Source organism: Flavobacterium sp. AC105 (assembly GCF_979258495.1).
This window is the reverse complement of the sequence record NZ_OZ409860.1, coordinates 1310163-1329227: the sequence shown is the minus strand read 5'-3', so window position 1 is coordinate 1329227 and position 19065 is coordinate 1310163. Positions and strand designations below refer to the sequence as shown.

The window sequence follows — 19065 nt, the reverse complement described above, 5'->3', positions numbered from 1 at the left end:
TTAAAAATTAAAATTGATGCACCTTTTTAGAAATTACTAAAAATGAAACCAGAGATATTAATGCAGCTCCGGTTAAATAAAAACCTACATGGCTCAAACCATACGTACTTGCAAGCCAAATAGCGATCATTGGCGCAAATGCAGCACCAAGGATTCCTGCCATATTAAAAGTCAATGAGGCACCTGAATAACGAACTGTAGTAGGAAATAATTCGGATAAAAAAGTTCCTAACGGTCCATATGTAAAGCCCATCAAAGACATTCCAATGCAGACAAAAGTTGTTACAAGCACAGCATTTCCTGAATTTAGAAAGTAAGAAAAGAAAAATCCAAAAACAGCAATAGCAGATGTGGTTATAATTAATATTTTACGACGTCCAATTTTATCAGCAACCAAAGCAGAAACAGGGATAAAAAATGCAAAAAACAATACTGAAAGCAGTTGAATCAATAAAGCATCTCTTTTGCTAAAACCTAAATCAGAAGTTGCCCAGCTAAGTGTAAAAACAGTCATTAAATAAAAAACCAAAAAGGTCGTAACCGCAGATAAGGTTCCAAAAATCAACTGATTTTTATATGATTTTATTAAGGTTAAAAATGGAATTTTAACTTCTTTTTGTTCTTCTTTAGAATTTTCAAATGCAGGCGTTTCGCTAATTTTTAAACGAATATAAAACCCAACAATTACTAAAAGAGAACTGGCTATAAACGGAATTCTCCAACCATAATCCATAAAAGCTTCGCTGCTCATACTATCCGTTAAAATCAAAAAAGTTCCACCAGAAAGTAACAAACCTATAGGCGCTCCCAATTGCGGGAACATTCCGTACCAGGCGCGTTTATTTGGAGGTGCATTTTCAATTGCTAATAAAACAGCGCCGCCCCATTCGCCTCCTAAACCTACACCCTGACCAAATCGGCATAACATTAATAAAATTGGCGCAGCAATTCCGATGCTGGCGTAACCCGGTAAAAAACCAATTGCTATTGTCGATAATCCCATTGTTAATAAGGCTACAACTAAGGTAACTTTACGTCCGATTTTATCTCCGTAATGTCCAAAAACAGCAGATCCCAAAGGCCTGGCTAAAAAGGCTATAGAAAATGTCGCCAATGATTCCAGTGTAGAATTGGTGCTATTTGCTCCCGGAAAAAATAATTGCGGAAAAACCAATACCGCCGCATTAGCATAAATATAAAAGTCAAAAAATTCGATTGTGGTACCAATTAAGGAACCAAAAAGAACATGTTTTAGAGAATTCTCCTTGCTAGATTTAGTTTTCATGTAAAATAGATATAACTTTTTTGTTTACAAAAATAGAATTTCATTATTAATAATTCAGTTTTACAATAATTAGTTTTCGAACAGTTATACTTTTTAACAAATTCTGTAAATTTTCAATTTAATACATCATTACAATCAAAAAAATTAAAAACTTGATTATAAAGATTTTAAATATAAGAACAAAAATCAAATCATAAGCAATCGTTAAAATCGTTTTTAACTACTTATTTTGATTAAATTTACAGCTATCAAAAATAAATTCCAAAATTATGCCTACCGACTGTATCAGCTACCAAACCTCAGGATATTTTTCTAAGTTAATGCAAGATTATTTAGATCAAAAATCAGAATTAAAACCGCTGTACAATCATTTTCCCACCATAGAAAACTTCGAAAAACAAATAAACGAAAAGCAGGCGAATTTTGATCATGCAAACCGAATTCCATTGGTTGAAACGCTAAAAACGCAATATCAAAACATCGATATTTCGGATTCGACCAAACAAAATATCGAGCTTTTAGCACTTTCAAATACTTTTACGATTACTACAGGACACCAGTTAAATTTATTTAGCGGTCCGTTGTATTTTTTATACAAAATCATCTCGACCATTAATCTTACCAAAGAATTAAAATTAAAATATCCATCTCATAATTTTGTTCCCATTTATTGGATGGCGACCGAAGATCATGATTTTGAAGAGATCAATTATTTTAATTTTAAAGGAAAAAAATTCAGATGGAATAAAGAAAGTACGGGTCCGGTTGGAAGACTTTCAACTGAAGGTTTAGCCGAATTCTTAGAAATTTATGCTGCCGAATTAGGATCAAGTACGAATGCGAATGTTCTTAAAAAGCTTTTTGAAGAAGCGTATTTAAAACATGAAAACCTGGCCGATGCAACTCGTTTTCTGGCCAATAGCTTATTTGCAAATTATGGTCTGGTTATTTTGGATGCCGATGATGCGGATTTAAAACGTGCTTTTATTCCTTTTGTAAAAGAAGAATTAGAGCAGCAAACCTCATTTAAAGCGGTTCAGGAAACAATAGCAAATTTTGGAAATTATACCGTTCAGGTAAATCCGCGTGAAATCAATTTGTTTTATATTGAAAATGATTTAAGAGAAAGAATCGTTTTCGAAAATGATAAATACTTGGTCAACAACACAAAAATCTCCTTTTCAAAAGAAGAAATTCTAAAAGTGTTAGAAAATAATCCAGAGAAATTTAGTCCAAATGTAATTATGCGACCTTTGTATCAGGAAATTATTCTTCCTAATTTATGCTACATTGGCGGAGGCGGAGAAATTGCGTATTGGTTAGAATTAAAATCTTTCTTTGAAGCCGTAAATATTACTTTTCCTATACTTTTGGTTCGAAATTCGGTACTTTTAAATACAGAAAAACAAGCCAAAAAAGCGGACAAATTAGGGTTAAGCTGGTTCGACTTATTTACGAAACCTGATACTTTATTAAATGCTATTACACATAAATTATCAGCTTTTCCTATTGATTTAACGCCTCAAAAAGAAATACTGGAAAATCAATTTAAATACCTTTCCGAATTAGCGCAACAAACCGATAAATCATTTACAGGAGCAGTAAAAGCACAGGAAAAGAAACAATTAAAAGGATTAGAAAACCTTGAAAAACGTTTGCTAAAAGCACAAAAAAGAAAATTAAATGATGAATTACAACGTGTAACCGATTTGCAATTTGAATTATTTCCTAATAAAAGTTTACAGGAACGCCAAACTAATTTTTCAGAATTTTATCTTGAAAAAGGAGAACAATTGATTCCGATTTTAATTCAAAAACTAAAACCTTTAGAAACTAATTTTAATATTATTACAATATAATTGATTATACTTGTGATGTTCAATTAAAACAATAAAGTAATAATCATCAGACTAAATAACCACTTGCTGCTGAAATTATTGCCTCTCTCAAACCAAATAGTAACTTTTAAAAACAAAAACTAACCTATTTACAAATTTTATGACCAGAGAGCGCTTGATATCTTTAGATGTCTTTAGAGGATTAACAATTTTATTAATGACAATTGTTAACAATCCCGGAGATTGGGGACATGTTTATGCACCTTTATTACATTCAGAATGGCATGGCTGCACACCAACCGATTTAGTTTTTCCGTTCTTCATGTTTATTATGGGAGTTGCAGTTCCTTTGGCAATGCCAACCAAAACATGGGACGAAACCACTTTCAATAAAATCCTGATTCGTTCCTTGCGAATGTTTTGTTTGGGAATTTTCTTTAACTTTTTTGCCAAAATACAATTATTCGGACTTGAGGGAATTCCGCTTCTTATAGGTCGTTTAGCCATTACAATTGCAGTTGGTTATGCTTTAATGGGGAATTTTAGTTCTAAAGTCAAAAATATTTTAGCAGTTTCAATACTGTTTATATATCTCTTTTTAGCCTATAGCGGCATCGAAGCCTATCAGGATGTACGTCTTCCGGGCGTTTTGCAACGAATTGCAATTGTGTATTTTATCGTTTCTCTTTTACATTTAAAAACGACTCAAAAAACACAAATTATAACAGGAATCGTTTTATTATTAGGTTATTGGGCAATTATGACTTTAATTCCGGTTCCTGGAATTGGAGCTGCAAATCTTGAAAAAGGTACTAATCTGGCTTCTTGGGTAGACAGCATTTTACTTAAAGGACATATGTATCGCGAAACCATTACGTGGGATCCGGAAGGTATTTTAAGCACAATTCCGTCAATAGTAAACGGAATCATTGGTTTATTGATTGGTCAGGTATTACTTCGTGATATAACTAAAATTCAAAAAGCACAAAAAATGGCCATTGCCGGAGTAGCATTAATTATTGCCGGTTTAATTTGGAATATTGTTTTCCCAATCAATAAATCACTTTGGACAAGCAGTTATACTTTATATACTACTGGTTTAGCCGCAACACTTTTGGCTCTATTGTATTATATAATAGATATTGCAGCATATAAAAAAGGCTTCAAACTTTTTTTAATTTGGGGGGTAAATCCAATGATTGTTTTTTTTACATCTCAGATAATTCCGCAGGTCTTAGTAATGATTCAATTCAAAAATCCACATAATCCGGAAGAACAAATTAATCTCTTAGATTATCTCTATAGTTTTGGAATCGCGCCATTTTTCAGCAATCCAATGATGGCTTCGCTAGCTGGTGCATTAGTTTATGTTGGAATCTGGTCGTTTATTTTGTGGATATTCTACAAAAACAAACTCATTTTCAAAGTTTAAAAATTTCTTTCACCATATAATCATATAAGCTATTATAAGTCTAGGCGTGCAAACTTGTGCGCCTTTATTTTTTATAAAAAAACATTTACTAAAATGAACTTATATAACTTATTTGGTTTAAAAAAACCTTTTATTAGCCAAAACATCAATTTGCACGCTTTTAATTATGAATTTATTAAAATCAATTCATAAAAAAGTCTACTTTTGCACAAAATTAAAAAAACGCAAGAAAATGGCAACAAATAGAACTTTTACAATGATTAAGCCAGATGCTGTAGCTAATGGACACATCGGGAATATCTTAGCAATGATTACTAACGGAGGTTTCAAAATCGTTTCATTAAAATTAACTCAATTAACTGTAGCTGATGCTCAGGCATTTTATGCTGTTCACGCTGCAAGACCTTTCTACGGAGAATTAGTTGAATTCATGTCTCGTGGACCAATTGTTGCTGCAATTTTAGAAAAAGATAACGCGGTAGAAGATTTCAGAACTTTAATTGGAGCTACAAATCCTGCTGAAGCTGCTGAAGGAACTATTCGTAAAGCATACGCAACTTCTATTGGAGAAAATGCAGTTCACGGTTCTGATAGCGACGAAAATGCTGCTATCGAAAGTGCATTCCATTTTGCCGGAAGAGAGCAATTCTAATAATTTATGATTTTAGAGTTCAGTCCCGATAGCAATCGGGATAGACCCCTGAACTTTTGTAAATAAAAAAATCCATTCGCCGCGGCGAATGGATTTTTTTTATTTATTACAAATGATAATTAAAGCTTGTCTGACTTTTTAACAACTTTCTCAATTTTTTCATCAAGATCTTTTAAAAGCTCTTCTAATGCACTTTCACACATAGGTAGTACTTTATCAAGACTTAAAACAGGAACTCCACCTACGATCGTTCCAGTTTTCTTAGAGTTTGCTCCTTCAGAAAAAGCTAATACTTTCTTTCCTGTTTTATCGTATAAAGCCATTCTGGCATAAGCTTTCATTTTTATTGTTCCAGTTCCACCAACGGCGAATCCTTTTACTACAGCAAAATGAATTTCTGTAAATAAAACACCATCAGCTACTTCTTTAAACATTTGCGCAGATGCTTCTTCATTTGCTGAACCGTTCGTACCTTCATAAATATATTTGTATCCTGGATAGTTAATAATGCTACCACTTTCTCCGCCTTCTCTTGCAAATTTAGGAGTAAAAGCAATGTATTCCGGTTTCTGAGTCACTTCAGTTTCAGGAAGTAAATCAAACGGGAATTTTTTAGCATAATCATTAAAAAACGCATTGTGATATTTCTCTAAAATTGGAGAAAGGTTAAAGTTTGGATTGTTTCCTAAATCAGCTATCGCAGCGAGCCCATTTAATCCTAATTCTGAAAGATCGATTGTTTTATCCGTGTAAAACGAAACAACTGCTACTTTTTTCTTTTGTGAATAACTGTTTAAAGCAAATAATACGGTTAAAATAAGTAATACTTTTTTCATTTGTTTTTTAGATTGTTTTTGGTTGTTAAATTATTAAATAATGTATTTTATTTATTAAAAAAATACTTACCGTTCAAATGTATCATAAAAAAAACACTTCTAAAATAGAAGTGCTAATTTTTATTTTTTTTTAATGAAAATTTAATGAATACGTTCGTTTAAATGTCAAACCAGTTTAGCGTAAAACCACGTCCTTTACGACTTCACGTCCTAATTCTTCATTAATCATCTTCACAATTTTAGATTTTCCGTGACTCAATTCTTCTCTTAAAACAGCAGATCCAAGTTCCACATAAAGCGTATTTCCTTTCAAAACCACATTTTTTGTATAAGTATTAACACCATTCCCCATCAATTGCCTCCAAGCCTCTTTTACATCAATCTGATCCATTCCGGGCTGTAATTTATTCACCTGGATTATTTGATGTAAAACATCCCCAATTGTACTTTGATTATTTAGTCTCTTTGCCATCTTTCAATAAATTTATTGGTGCTGCTTTTTTATAATGATATTCTTTATTTTGTTGGTTTTTTACCACTAATTCCTGATCTGAAATCGAAATCAGTTCCTCACTCCATTTTGCGTAATCTGTTTTATAATCCAGAAAAACCTTCTCATCCTTAAACCGAACCGAAACATTTTCAAAAGAATCACTCGTCAAAAAGCTTCCATCAAATTGAGGCATTACTTTCTTTCGAATTCCTTTATTATTCTTGATTTCAAAAAAATCAAAACTCTCGTTCATCCCATAATTCTTTTCCTCACCTTTATCAAAAACAACCTTTTCAATTTCCCAATATCCATTCAATTTTACAATATCTGCGGGTTTAATTTCTTGTTTGCAACTTACAAACAAAAGCGATAAAACCAAAATCATAAAAGTGTTTTTCATATTATATTTATTAAAAATTAATTATTATATTTTGAGCAGATTTGAAGAATAAGGAGCTATTTCCTGCTGTCCTTCCAATCTTTTGTGCCGAACCCCGGCACAAAAGGATTTTCCCTCCCATCAGGGCTAGGGCTCCAGTTTTCAAATGAAATTTCCGTGACACAAAGTTAACTTTATAAAATTCAAAAGAAATAAAAAATTACAAAACCCATTAAACTATTTTGCATATTTTTGGTCAAACCCCAAACCAAAACCAAAAAACCATGACCAGAAACATTTTTAAAATCCTGATTCTCTTATTATGTATAAGCTGTAGCAAAGAAGACAACGATCCAATACCTGCTACTCCAACTCAAAGCATGTATTTCCCTCCGTTAACAGGAAATACTTGGGAAACAACTTCCGTTTCAGACTTAAAATGGAATCAAAATGCAGTTCAGCCACTTTTAGATTACTTAGAACTCAAAAATTCTAAATCATTCATCATTTTAGTCAATGGCCGAATCGTTCTCGAAAACTATTTTAACGGACATTCTGCCACCACAAACTGGTATTGGGCAAGCGCCGGAAAAACATTAACTTCAACAATGACCGGAATTGCGCAACAGGAAAATCTATTAAATATAAACAATAAAGTTTCTAAATATTTAGGAACGGGCTGGACGAGCGAAACTCTCGCTAAAGAAAACTTAATTACCTGCAAACATTTACTTACCATGACATCCGGTCTTGACGACACCACAGATGATGTAGATCCGGCAAGTTTAATTTATAAAGCCGATGCCGGTACACGTTGGGCATACCACAATGTATATGTAAAATTGCAGGATGTGGTCGCAAAAGCAAGCGGACAAACCTGGGAGAATTATTTCAATGCTAAATTAAGAGATAAAATTGGCATGAATGGCAATTGGGTACAACTTGGCGTAAATAGTGTTTATACCAGCACAACAAGAAGTATGGCGCGTTTTGGACTTTTAATGCTCAATAAAGGAAAATGGGATAATACTCAAATCTTAAACGAAACTTATTTTGCTGAAGCAACTAATACTTCGCAAAACATCAATTTAGGATATGGTTATTTATGGTGGCTAAACGGAAAAGCAAATTATCATTTACCACAATCTCAATTAACTTTCCCTGGAAGTGTGATTCCAACTGCACCAAATGATATGTTCATGGCCTTAGGGAAAAACGATCAAAAAATATATGTTATACCAAGCAAAAACATGGTCATTATCAGAATGGGCGATGCTGCTGACGAAGTCAACTTAGCGTTATCTGATTTTGATGAAACCTTATGGGATAAAATTAGTGCTTTGTATCAATAATCGTCTTGTTAAAAAGTTTTTTTTAACCAATAAGTATTCTCAATTATCTCGGAGGAATTAAATATCAGTAGCAAAAAAAAAAGCGATTCATACATTTTGTCCCGTTTAGGGACTAAATATTATCATAAAATCAATTTCAAGGGAAAAAGATATTATCGCTTAGTTTTAAGTCTTTTTAAGATTCCCATAAAGAAGAAAACCAATCCTAAAACCAATAAAACGTAGTAAAAAGATAAACTTTTGTCTCTTAATACATTTGCTAAAACAAAACAAATAACGCTTCCGAAATAAAAAGTAAGAGGCGTTATATTTTTTAAAGAAGAAAAACTCATTATTATTTAAAAAGGATTATTTAAAAAAACTATCTACAAATTCATATTTATTAAACACCTGCAAATCCTCAATTCCTTCGCCAACACCAATATATTTTACAGGAATTTGAAATTGATCTGAAATACCAATTACAACTCCGCCTTTTGCAGTTCCGTCTAATTTTGTTACAGCAAGAGAAGTTACTTCTGTAGCAGCCGTAAATTGTTTTGCTTGCTCAAATGCATTTTGACCTGTAGAACCATCTAAAACCAAAAGTACATCGTGAGGAGCATCGGCAACGACTTTCTGCATCACGCGTTTTACTTTCGTAAGCTCATTCATCAAATTGATTTTGTTGTGCAAACGTCCGGCAGTATCAATAATAACGATATCAGCATTTTGAGCAACGGCTGATTGTAAGGTATCAAACGCAACAGAAGCTGGATCACTCCCCATGTTTTGTCTTACGATTGGCACGCCTACACGATCTGCCCAAACTTGCAATTGATCTATTGCAGCGGCACGAAAAGTATCAGCAGCACCCAAAACGACATTATAACCTGCTTTTTTAAACTGATATGCCAGTTTACCAATCGTAGTAGTTTTACCAACTCCGTTGACACCAACTACCATTAAAACGTATGGTTTTTTATCTTTCGGGATATCGAATTCAGTTGCTTCTCCTCTATTGGTTTCAGATAATAAGGCACCAATTTCTTCGCGAAGAATTTGGTTTAATTCATCTGTACCTAAATATTTATCTTCGGCAACACGTTTTTCGATTCTTGAAATTACTTTTAATGTTGTATCTACACCAACATCTGAAGCTACCAGAATTTCTTCAAGATCATCTAAAACATCGTCATCGACTTTAGATTTTCCTGCAACCGCTTTGCTTAACTTTGAGAAAAAAGTAGTTTTTGATTTTTCAAGACCTTTGTCTAAAGTCTCTTTTTTATCAGTAGAGAATAATTTTTTAAAAAAACTCATTATATTATTAGATTATTAGATTGTTAGACTTCTGGATTTTTAGACAATCTGAAGTCTGAAAGCTTAAAAAAGGCAATTTATTTTTAAAATAATTCCGACTATTATTACAAATCTATTTCTTCTAAAGTTAAGAATAAAAGATTGAAGTGGAAAGCGGAAATGTAAGTTTAAAAAACCAATTATTGGGCTTCTCTAAATTTTAGACAAATATAAAAATAAAAAAGCTACTTTCGGACTGAAAGTAGCTTTTCTATATGATGTGTTTGTTATTATTTCTTTTTCAAGAAAGTATCAACTTCTTCAGGAGCCATAATAGATTCTACGAATGTATATGCACCAGTTTTAGGAGATTTTACCATTTTGATGGCTTTTGATAATCTCTTAGAAGATGTTTGTAACGATGCTACGGTTTTCTTTGCCATGATTCAAATGTTATTTGAAGTTTTTTATAAAACTCTAATGGCAAAACCACCATTTAAGATTTACAAAAATCTCTAATTATTACTTAATTTCTTTGTGAACAGTTACGCGTTTCAAGATTGGATTAAATTTTTTAATCTCTAATCTGTCTGGAGTATTTTTTTTGTTCTTTGTTGTAATGTATCTAGAAGTTCCTGGAACACCAGAAGTCTTGTGCTCAGTACATTCTAAAATTACCTGGATTCTATTACCTTTCTTTGCCATCTTGCTATATATTTATTTAGGAAAAGATTATTTGATAAATCCTTCTGACTGTGCTTTTTTCAAAACAGCAGTGATTCCATTTTTATTAATTGTTTTTATCGTAGATGCTGCTACTCTAAGAGTAATCCATCTATCTTCTTCTGGAAGATAAAAACGCTTTTTAACTAAGTTTACAGAAAATTTTCTCTTAGTTTTGTTCATAGCGTGAGAAACGTTATTTCCTACCATCGCTCTTTTACCTGTAAGGTCACAAACTCTTGACATTATACTTATCTTTTATCGTTATTCAAAATCAGGGTGCAAAGAAAAGAAAAATAAACGATTGAAACAAAAAATTACAACACATTTTTTAAAATTTCTTTCTGTAATATTTCTAAACTCTTAATCACAGCTCTATCTATCACTTTTTCACGTGGTTGACCAAAATTAAATTCTTCCACAATTATACCATTTGGAGTAGCCAAAGCGATAAAAACAGCTCCAATTTCAGCATCTGAGTCCCCTTTTGTGGGTCCGGCATTACCAGTTGTGGCAATTGCGTAGTCTGTTTTAAGTATCTCTTTCACATTCAAAGCCATAGCCGATGCAACCTCTGCACTAACTACTGAAAATTGATCGACTAAATCCTGCGAGATACCGAGAACATTAACCTTCGCCTCTGTTGCGTATGAAACTATACTGCCTCTGAAGTAATTAGATGCTCCGGGAACTGCTGATAAAACCGATGCTATTTTTCCTCCTGTAAAACTCTCAGCTGTTGAAATTGTTTTATTTTGTTTGGTTAGAATTTTTCCAACAACAGATTCTATTGTTTCACTTTCTTCATAACCTACTATAATATCATGAATTATAGCATCTAATGATTTTACATTTTCCTCGATTGCTTTTTCTAAAACTTCTTTGTCTGTTCCTCTGGCCGACAAACGCAAACGCACTCTGCCGGGATTTGGCAAATAAGCTAACTTAATAAATTGAGGCAAATTATTTTCCCAATCTTCAATACGTTCTGCTACTAAGCTCTCGCCTTGTCCGTAGGTTAAAATGGTTTTATGAATAATATATGGGCGTTTGTATTCACGAACTATTTTAGGAATAATCTCTTCTTCGACTAAATATTTCATCTCATAAGGAACTCCCGGAAGCGATACAAATACTGTATTTTCTTTTTTCATCCACATTCCCGGCGCAGTTCCCATTTTATTATGCAAAACAGTACATTTTGACGGAACTAAAGCCTGATCTTTATTTAATTGTGAAATTGGTCGTTTATAAAATCCTTCGATTAATTCAGTCACGTGAGCCAGAACTTCGGGATTTACAACTAACTCGTCATCAAAATAATCACAGAATGTTTTTTTGGTAACATCATCTTTTGTGGGTCCCAAACCTCCTGTCACAATTACAACATCAACCTTGTTTTGCAGTTGGGCAAAAGTGTCTAAAATATGTGTTTTATCGTCGCTTATCGAAATCATTTCATTGATTTCAACTCCAATCCGGTCGAGAGATTTGGCTATAAAACCAGAGTTTGTATCTACAATTTGACCTATTAAAATCTCGTCTCCAATAGTGATAATTGTTGCTTTCATAGCTGTAGAATATTTTTACTTACAATAATGTAAGTTATTATTATAAAGAAGGTTGTGAATTACCGATTTGCGTGAGGGGTAGAAACGGCATCCTTTTGTGACAAAAGAAACGTCTGTTTTAACAAAAAAATTGCCGGAACAAAAGATATAGTGAATGACCCGACCCTGTTTTTGACCTAAATTTAAAAAGGGCAAAAACAGGGGCACGCCCAAATTTTACAAATCAAAATCTTTTTTGATTTCCTTAATCGCATCTTTTATCTGTATTTTAATACTTTTAAAAGTTTCGATGATTTCTTTTTTCTTGCCTTCTGCCTTTGTCCAGGCTTCGACTTGCAGAATTTCTTCAAAAGCAACATTTAAACCCATTAAATCTAATGTAGGTTTTATTTTGTGCGCGTAAGAATAGGCGTATTTATGGTCCTTTTTTTTGATTCCTTCTTTGATTTGTTTTAAATCTTCGGGAACTTCGGTAACAAATAATTTTAGAATTTCGTTTACAAATTCAGGGTCGTTATCTGAAAGTGCATATACTTTTGAAAGGTTATATTTTAAAGCCATTATTTTACTTGTATTCTAAATAGTTTTTTATCTTCTAAAAAGCCTTCTAAAACGTCATTTGGCTTAACTGCCGCAACTCCTTCCGGCGTTCCTGTAAAAATAATATCTCCAATTTTTAATGTAAAATATTGCGATACATAAGAAATTAGTTCATCAATTTTCCAAAGCATAAAGCTTGTATTGCCTTTTTGAACCGTTTTAGAATTGTTTGTCAACTCAAATGTAAGATTTTCCATAGAAACAAATTCGCTTTTTGGCAAAAAATCTCCAATAACTGCCGAACCATCAAAGGCTTTTGCCTTCTCCCAAGGCAATCCTTTTGCTTTTAATTTATCTTGTAAATCTCTGGCAGTAAAATCAATACCTACACTTATTTCATCATAATACTTATGCGCAAATTTAGGTTCTATATACTTTCCTACTTTATTGATTTTAACAATTATTTCAATTTCGTGATGAATCTCTTCAGAAAATTCAGGGATTACGAACGGATGCTGCTTCAACAAAACTGCCGAATCCGGTTTCATAAAAACCACTGGCTCATCCGGGCGTTCGTTTTTTAACTCTTCAATATGATTGGTATAATTTCTACCGATGCAAATAATCTTCATTTCTTTATAAGTTACTAAGATCCTAAATACTAACACTCTAAGAAAATATGCACAAAACTTAGCATCTTAGAACCTTAGCAAATTACGAGCTTATTTCGTATTTAACTTTCTTAATTTAATTGCCGTTAAAACCTTTTTGGTATATAATGGAAAATCAGCGTTTTGAATCCAGCTGAAATATCCTGGTTCAGTTTCCAGGATTTTATTGACTTTGGCGCCTTTATGTTTTCCAAAGGTAAATACCTCTTCGTTGTCTTTATCAAAAGCAATCATTCCTGCAAAATCAGCTATTTTTTTACGGGTTGTAAATTCAGATAATGACTTCATATCATTTTCTAATTCCGGATAACGATCTAATTGTGCTTTCAAAATTTCGTAGGTTGCCATAGTATCTGCTTCTGCAGAATGGGCATTTTCCAAACTTTTTCCACAATAAAATTTCAGTGCCGCACTCAAAGTTCGTTCTTCCATTTTATGAAAAATAGTCTGTACATCTACAGAAACTTTATTTTTCATATCAAAATCAACTCCTGCACGCAGCAATTCTTCTGCCAGCAAGGGAATATCGAAACGATCAGAATTAAATCCGCCCAAATCACTATCCTTAATCATATTATGAACTTGCGGCGCCAGTTCTGCAAAAGTAGGCTCGTTTGCTACTTTTTCGTCTGTGATACCGTGAACAGCCGTTGTTTGTGGAGGAATTGGAATCGTAGGATTCACTAACCAGGTTTTACTTTCTTTATTTCCGTTTGGAAAAACTTTTAATATCGAAATTTCTACTATTCGATCTTTACCGATATCAATTCCGGTTGTTTCAAGATCAAAAAAGCAGATTGGTTTGTTGAGTTTGAGTTCCATTTTTAATTTTTATAAGATTACAAATGTAATTTTTAAAGCCGAATTTTCTCCTTTATTCGTGACTTTTTTAAACAAAATTAGCTTCAATTTTTCCTTTTTAACTTTTAAAATCGTTGTCAAAGAAAGCTCCACTTCGTTTTCTTAACCTTTTCTTACAAACAAAAAACCCGGAAAACTTTTAAAATTTCCCGGGTTTGAATTTATTTTTACACTATTTAGAAATCTCTGTCTACATCAAAAGCTTCTAAATATTCTGCTACTCTTTTTACAAAACTTCCGCCTAAAGCTCCATCTACAACTCTGTGATCGTAAGAGTGTGATAAGAACATTTTTTGACGAATTCCGATAAAATCACCTTCCGTAGTTTCGATAACTGCCGGCACTTTACGAATTGCGCCAAGAGCAAGAATTCCTACTTGTGGCTGATTGATAATTGGCGTTCCAAAAACACTTCCAAAAGTTCCCACATTCGTAACCGTATAAGTTCCGCCTTGTGTATCGTCTGGTTTTAGTTTTCCGGCTTTTGCACGATTACCTAAATCGTTAACCGCTTTTGCCATTCCAACAAGATTTAATTGATCTGCATTTTTAATTACAGGAACAATTAAATTTCCGTTTGGTAAAGCCGCAGCCATTCCTAGGTTTATATTTTTCTTTTTGATGATATATTCGCCATCAACAGAAATATTCATTCCAGGAAAATCCTTTAATGCTTTTGCAACCGCTTCCATCATAATTGGCGTAAAAGTCAACTTCTCACCTTCTCTTTTCTCGAAAGCAGTTTTTACTTTTTCTCTCCATTTTACAATGTTGGTAACATCAACTTCAATAAACGATTGTACGTGAGCCGAAGTTTGTACAGAAGCAACCATGTATCCCGAAATTAGTTTACGCATTCTGTCCATTTCGATGATTTCGTCACCGCCATTTACAGAAACCGGAACTGCCTGCTGGCTTTTTTGAACTACTGGCTCTACTGTTTTAGGAGCAACCTGAGTTACAGTCGCAGTTTCCGTTACAGTCTCAGCTTTTGGAGTTTCCACTTTTGGAGTTACAGCACCAGATTTACGGTCTTCAATATATTTTAAAATATCTTCTTTCGTTACTCGGCCATCTTTTCCTGAACCGCCAATACTGTCTAATTCAGCAATAGAAATACCTTCTTCTTTTGCAATATTTTTTACTAAAGGAGAAAAGAACTTATCTGATCCTGAAAAATCTTGCGGAGCTGCAATTGTTTCTTTAGCAACGTCAATTGTTTTTTCAATTTCAGCAACTTCTGCAGGAGCAACTTCTTCAGCTTTTACAGTTGAAGCGCCACCTTCAGTCTCAATAATCGCAATGGTTTGTCCTACCTGAACTAAATCATCTTTGCCAAATAATTGTTCAACTAAAATTCCTGATACTTCGCTTGGCACTTCACTATCAACTTTATCAGTTGCAATTTCCAGTACAGCTTCATCAGCTTCAATTTTGTCTCCAACTTCTTTCAACCAATTTGTTATAGTTGCTTCAGCGACACTTTCTCCCATTTTAGGAAGCTTTAATTCAAATCTTGCCATATTGTTAACCTCAAGGGTGATTTTGATTTTCCGATTGCGAAATTACTGAATATTTTAAATATAAATTACATTTAATATAATTTTTTACTCGATTTTTACAATTTGCCCCCTGTCATTTCTGGAATCGCTTCCAATAATAAAATTGGCGTTTTTAGGGAAAATCTTAAAAGTAATGTTCTTATCTTTAAGAGATTCTATGATTTTGATACATTTTTTGAACGAAACATACTGATTATCCAAAATAATCTCAATCCTTTTACCCTTAAAAATCAGGGACGAATTTACCATTTTTTCTTTTTTGAAATCTAAAAACAGCACTTTATTTTTTAAAATAAAAGGTAATTTTTCAGACAAAAATTTATTTGAGGAATAAAAAATATAACTTTCGGGTAAAGGTTTTGGTTTAGGTTTTCCCTGAAACATTTTCACAAATGAAAAAAGCCAGGTTCCAATTTGAATAAAAAATGTAAAAAACAAGGATTTCTTAAAATGCTTTTGATAGAAAAAATTCATTGCTTCCTGAAAACGCTTCATGTATTTTTCGTCCTTTATTGTACTTTCACCTTTATAATGCAAAACGGTAGTTTCGTGAAAATAATAATTTGATTTCTGTTTCTGCAATGCGCGATATGACAAATCAATATCATCAGCATACATAAAGCAGTTTTCATCAAAACCTTGTAATTCAAGATATAAATCCCGCTTCATGAACATAAAAGCGCCGACTAGAATATCAACTTTTCCGGTTTCATTCATGTCTAAATACTGCGCATAATATTGATTGAAAAATTTAGATTTTGGAAAAATCTTATACAATCCAAAAATCTTTGTAAAAGCAACCCATGGCGTTGGAACTCCTCGTTTGCTCTCTGGCAGAAAATTTCCTGTTCCGTCAATTAATTTACAGCCAATTATTCCCAAATCGATTTGCCTTTCGGCGAAAGCCAAAATCTTTTTAAAGGTATTTTCAGCAACTACTGTATCCGGATTTAAAATACAAATATATTTTCCGCGAGCTTGATCAACTCCAATATTATTTCCTTTAGGAAAACCAAAATTGGCTGTATTCTGAATCAGTTTTATAGTTGGAAATTTATTTTGCATCATTAAACAACTATCATCTGCTGAATTATTATCGACGACAATAATTTCAGCATCAAGAGACAAAATTGCTTCCTGAACACTTAAAACGCATTGTTCCAAGAAGTAACGCACATTATAATTAAGAATAATTACTGATAATTGCATGAAAAGGATTTACTGAATTTTTCTGGAAAGTTAGAAATTTTCCGATAATCCCAACCGTAAAGACCAATCGTTTTTACTGATCCCATAATCCAGAGCCAAATTACTATTGTTTTTCTTATTCCATTTAATTCGAATTCCGGTTCCAACAGCGGGATGCCATTTATCAAACTGATAGGTATCTAACTTTGAAACTGATGAAATATTCCCAAAAAATACGGCACCAAAAAAGCCGTTTCTGGTAATATCAGTTCTATATTCTGTTTCAAAATAAATTAGTGCATTACTTCGGTATCGGTTTTTGGTAAAACCACGCCCTGTCCTTCCATCACGATCCCAGCCAATACTTGGCAAATCAAGATAATGCGGTTTACCTCCAAAAGTAGACCAATAAAAAGCACGTGAAGCCCAAACTCTATGTTTGTATTTACTAAAAGAGTGGTATTTTCGAGCATCAACATACAAAGATTGCCATTTATTTCCTTGCACTCCACTTGTATTTATTCTCAAATCGGTTTCAATATAAAGTCCTTGTTCCGGATTAACGGTATTTTTTCTGGAATCATACAAACCTTGAAAAGCATATCCGAATGAGGTTTCATCCGAAAAATCACCATTCATATATTTCACATAATCAGTTGGTTCATCGATATCTGATTCTTCCGATATATTTTTATAATTATCAAATAATAAACCCACACCTAATCGAAAATCACCAATAACTTTTCGGGTAACAAATTGGTAAAAACGCCATTGTTGATAATCTAAAGTCGACATTTCTTCTTTTGTATTATGATCTCCTAATCCGTAAGTAAGCTGCGGATAAATTAAGTAGCGGTAATCTCCAATAAAATTCCATTTATTTTCTTTGGTGTATATATAGGACTGAATTGGAAAAACATATTGGTTGCTAAAACTAAAATAAGGCGAAAAAGTAATCTGCGACATATTGGTCGCTTCATGATCTTCGCCTAAATAAAAAGTGGTCAAAAAAGAAACCACAAGTCCGTTTTGTGAATTTGCACCAGAAGGAGCCGGTAATAAAGAAAAAGCCAGCTTTTTATCGCTTCGGCTTATTGAATCGTTCTTTTTGAAAAGCTTATATAAAACATCCAAAATATCCTTTTCATGATTGTTCGTAATGGTATCATTTTGTGAATAACAAAATGAACTTAGAAAAAAGAAAAATAAAACAATTAGAAATTTTATACTTTTCATTTTGTAAGGTTTTCAGAAACAACTTCTTACAAATTTAAAATTTTATTTATAACTGAAGTCGATTTTAGAAATAATAAAAAAAAAAGAAAATCATAACCAATTCTAAAAAAGCATATTTTTGATTTTGAATAAAAATTTCATTTACATGAAAACCAAAATATTGATTCAGATTAGATCATTACTTTTTAAAATAACGATTGGAATTTTCATTTTTAGTTTTATTTCTTTTGAAAAAATATTGGATTCGAACAGAAATTTAGTCAAAACATCAAATTGGTATATTGCAGGTCCGGTTTTAGAAAGTCAGAAAACAATTAATCGTATTCGTCAGGAAAAAGGCATCATTAAGGCAACCGCAAAAGATAATCCTGTTGGCGAAATTGAATTGAATGTTTTGATTACATCTTCGGATTCAAATGATGGCGTTCCGACAAATTTATTTGATAGTTCAAAATATGTGAGTATAACTTATAAATCATCTCATTTAATAAAATTACAAGCACGAGAAGGAAATCAGGAAGGAACGGGTTGTGTGCATGGTGGCTCGCATCCGAGAGTTGATTTACAGCCTTCGCCAAAAAGATTCACAACTATTAAAATTCCGTGGTCAGATTTTAAACAAGACGGATTGCCTAACGGAAAACTTTTGAACATTCATAATCTTTGTAAATTCAATTTTGTGAATTACAATCCAGTTTCGGGAGCATTTTTAGAAATAAAATCAGTTATCGTTCAAATATAAAAAACATGAAAACAAGACTTTTTCTTTTACTTTTAATTTCAATATGCTGTTCAAATTTCGGCTTTAGCCAAAAAAAATCTATTTTTCCAAAAATTGATATTAATGGAGTTTGGGAAGATATTAATCCCGGTGTTCAGAATGCAGTTGCAATTATATCTGAGCAAAACGGAAAAGTTATTTTCTCACATTATCTGGAATGGAAAGGTCAAAAATTTGTAGAAAGCGGCATCGGAAAAAGAAATGGAAACACGATCATTTATAGCGTAAATGTTACGTTGCCAATTGAAGGTTGGGCAACCGCGGGAACGCATACTTTAACATTATCCGAAGATGGAAATACATTGGAAGGAACTTTTATAGATAATAAAAAAAGAAACGGACCAATTTCTTTCAAACGTGTTAGATAAAATTGTTTCACGTTTC

The 19065-nt window shown here is 32.7% G+C and carries 21 protein-coding genes; 6 read left to right on the top strand and 15 right to left on the bottom strand.

Going from position 1 to position 19065, the window contains the following annotated elements:
* Window positions 1-7 precede the first annotated feature (7 nt).
* On the bottom strand, window positions 8-1285 hold the full coding sequence (locus ACZ0AH_RS06045; RefSeq protein WP_463474920.1) for an MFS transporter: 1278 nt from the start codon (window positions 1283-1285) through the stop codon (window positions 8-10).
* A gap of 269 nt (window positions 1286-1554) precedes the next feature.
* Here ACZ0AH_RS06045 and bshC point away from each other — a divergent pair, with 269 nt between their 5' ends.
* The 3 genes from bshC to ACZ0AH_RS06030 all read left to right on the top strand — a co-directional run bounded on the left by bshC (window position 1555) and on the right by ACZ0AH_RS06030 (window position 5207).
* Window positions 1555-3144, top strand: a complete 1590-nt coding sequence (gene bshC, locus ACZ0AH_RS06040; RefSeq protein ID WP_463474919.1) for a bacillithiol biosynthesis cysteine-adding enzyme BshC — start codon at window positions 1555-1557, stop codon at window positions 3142-3144.
* A gap of 139 nt (window positions 3145-3283) precedes the next feature.
* On the top strand, window positions 3284-4555 hold the full coding sequence (locus ACZ0AH_RS06035; RefSeq protein ID WP_463474918.1) for an acyltransferase family protein: 1272 nt from the start codon (window positions 3284-3286) through the stop codon (window positions 4553-4555).
* A 232-nt stretch (window positions 4556-4787) separates the two neighbouring features.
* On the top strand, window positions 4788-5207 hold the full coding sequence (locus ACZ0AH_RS06030) for a nucleoside-diphosphate kinase (protein ID WP_056196211.1): 420 nt from the start codon (window positions 4788-4790) through the stop codon (window positions 5205-5207).
* A 119-nt stretch (window positions 5208-5326) separates the two neighbouring features.
* Here the strand turns inward: ACZ0AH_RS06030 and ACZ0AH_RS06025 are convergent, their stop codons facing one another.
* From ACZ0AH_RS06025 to ACZ0AH_RS06015, 3 genes are all read right to left on the bottom strand, one after another.
* Complete coding sequence (locus ACZ0AH_RS06025) at window positions 5327-6043, bottom strand: hypothetical protein (RefSeq protein ID WP_463474917.1); 717 nt, start codon at window positions 6041-6043, stop codon at window positions 5327-5329.
* 175 nt (window positions 6044-6218) lie between these two features.
* The gene (locus tag ACZ0AH_RS06020) at window positions 6219-6515 is read right to left on the bottom strand and encodes a DciA family protein (protein WP_463474916.1); all 297 of its coding nucleotides are present in this window, start codon (window positions 6513-6515) and stop codon (window positions 6219-6221) included.
* On the bottom strand, window positions 6496-6936 hold the full coding sequence (locus ACZ0AH_RS06015; protein WP_463474915.1) for a hypothetical protein: 441 nt from the start codon (window positions 6934-6936) through the stop codon (window positions 6496-6498). Before ACZ0AH_RS06015 ends, ACZ0AH_RS06020 begins: the two co-directional genes overlap by 20 nt.
* A 263-nt stretch (window positions 6937-7199) precedes the next feature.
* Here ACZ0AH_RS06015 and ACZ0AH_RS06010 point away from each other — a divergent pair, with 263 nt between their 5' ends.
* Window positions 7200-8267, top strand: coding sequence for a serine hydrolase domain-containing protein (locus ACZ0AH_RS06010; protein ID WP_463474914.1), 1068 nt, complete (start codon window positions 7200-7202; stop codon window positions 8265-8267).
* Window positions 8268-8615: 348 nt separating this feature from the next.
* Here the strand turns inward: ACZ0AH_RS06010 and ftsY are convergent, their stop codons facing one another.
* From ftsY to ACZ0AH_RS05955, 11 genes are all read right to left on the bottom strand, one after another.
* Complete coding sequence (ftsY, locus tag ACZ0AH_RS06005) at window positions 8616-9569, bottom strand: signal recognition particle-docking protein FtsY (protein WP_463474913.1); 954 nt, start codon at window positions 9567-9569, stop codon at window positions 8616-8618.
* Window positions 9570-9838: 269 nt separating this feature from the next.
* Window positions 9839-9991 (bottom strand): DUF4295 domain-containing protein, encoded by a 153-nt coding sequence (locus ACZ0AH_RS06000; RefSeq protein WP_007805819.1) that lies wholly within the window; start codon window positions 9989-9991, stop codon window positions 9839-9841.
* A gap of 79 nt (window positions 9992-10070) precedes the next feature.
* Entirely contained in the window at window positions 10071-10253 is a 183-nt protein-coding gene (rpmG, locus tag ACZ0AH_RS05995; RefSeq protein ID WP_008253902.1) for a 50S ribosomal protein L33, read from the bottom strand.
* Window positions 10254-10280: 27 nt separating this feature from the next.
* The gene (rpmB, locus tag ACZ0AH_RS05990; RefSeq protein ID WP_008468080.1) at window positions 10281-10517 is read right to left on the bottom strand and encodes a 50S ribosomal protein L28; all 237 of its coding nucleotides are present in this window, start codon (window positions 10515-10517) and stop codon (window positions 10281-10283) included.
* A 71-nt stretch (window positions 10518-10588) separates the two neighbouring features.
* Window positions 10589-11842: a CinA family nicotinamide mononucleotide deamidase-related protein gene (locus tag ACZ0AH_RS05985; protein WP_463474912.1), complete on the bottom strand. Its 1254-nt coding sequence runs from the start codon at window positions 11840-11842 to the stop codon at window positions 10589-10591.
* Window positions 11843-12058: 216 nt separating this feature from the next.
* A complete protein-coding gene (locus tag ACZ0AH_RS05980; protein WP_463474911.1) occupies window positions 12059-12403 on the bottom strand; it encodes an Hpt domain-containing protein in 345 nt (114 codons plus the stop codon).
* Window positions 12403-13014 (bottom strand): fumarylacetoacetate hydrolase family protein, encoded by a 612-nt coding sequence (locus ACZ0AH_RS05975; RefSeq protein WP_463474910.1) that lies wholly within the window; start codon window positions 13012-13014, stop codon window positions 12403-12405. The genes ACZ0AH_RS05980 and ACZ0AH_RS05975 overlap by 1 nt, the downstream gene beginning before the upstream one ends.
* Before the next feature lie 90 nt (window positions 13015-13104).
* Complete coding sequence (locus ACZ0AH_RS05970) at window positions 13105-13875, bottom strand: exonuclease domain-containing protein (protein WP_463474909.1); 771 nt, start codon at window positions 13873-13875, stop codon at window positions 13105-13107.
* Window positions 13876-14090: 215 nt separating this feature from the next.
* Window positions 14091-15437 carry a dihydrolipoamide acetyltransferase family protein gene (locus ACZ0AH_RS05965; protein WP_463474908.1) on the bottom strand — a complete coding sequence of 449 codons (1347 nt, stop codon included), beginning with the start codon at window positions 15435-15437 and terminating at the stop codon, window positions 14091-14093.
* An 84-nt stretch (window positions 15438-15521) separates the two neighbouring features.
* The gene (locus ACZ0AH_RS05960) at window positions 15522-16685 is read right to left on the bottom strand and encodes a glycosyltransferase family 2 protein (protein ID WP_463474907.1); all 1164 of its coding nucleotides are present in this window, start codon (window positions 16683-16685) and stop codon (window positions 15522-15524) included.
* 30 nt (window positions 16686-16715) lie between these two features.
* Window positions 16716-17900, bottom strand: a complete 1185-nt coding sequence (locus tag ACZ0AH_RS05955; protein ID WP_463474906.1) for a hypothetical protein — start codon at window positions 17898-17900, stop codon at window positions 16716-16718.
* A gap of 145 nt (window positions 17901-18045) precedes the next feature.
* Here ACZ0AH_RS05955 and ACZ0AH_RS05950 point away from each other — a divergent pair, with 145 nt between their 5' ends.
* Together ACZ0AH_RS05950 and ACZ0AH_RS05945 are read left to right on the top strand one after the other, a co-directional pair.
* Entirely contained in the window at window positions 18046-18642 is a 597-nt protein-coding gene (locus tag ACZ0AH_RS05950; RefSeq protein ID WP_463474905.1) for a hypothetical protein, read from the top strand.
* Window positions 18643-18647: 5 nt separating this feature from the next.
* Window positions 18648-19049: a hypothetical protein gene (locus ACZ0AH_RS05945; RefSeq protein WP_463474904.1), complete on the top strand. Its 402-nt coding sequence runs from the start codon at window positions 18648-18650 to the stop codon at window positions 19047-19049.
* Window positions 19050-19065: the final 16 nt, after the last annotated feature.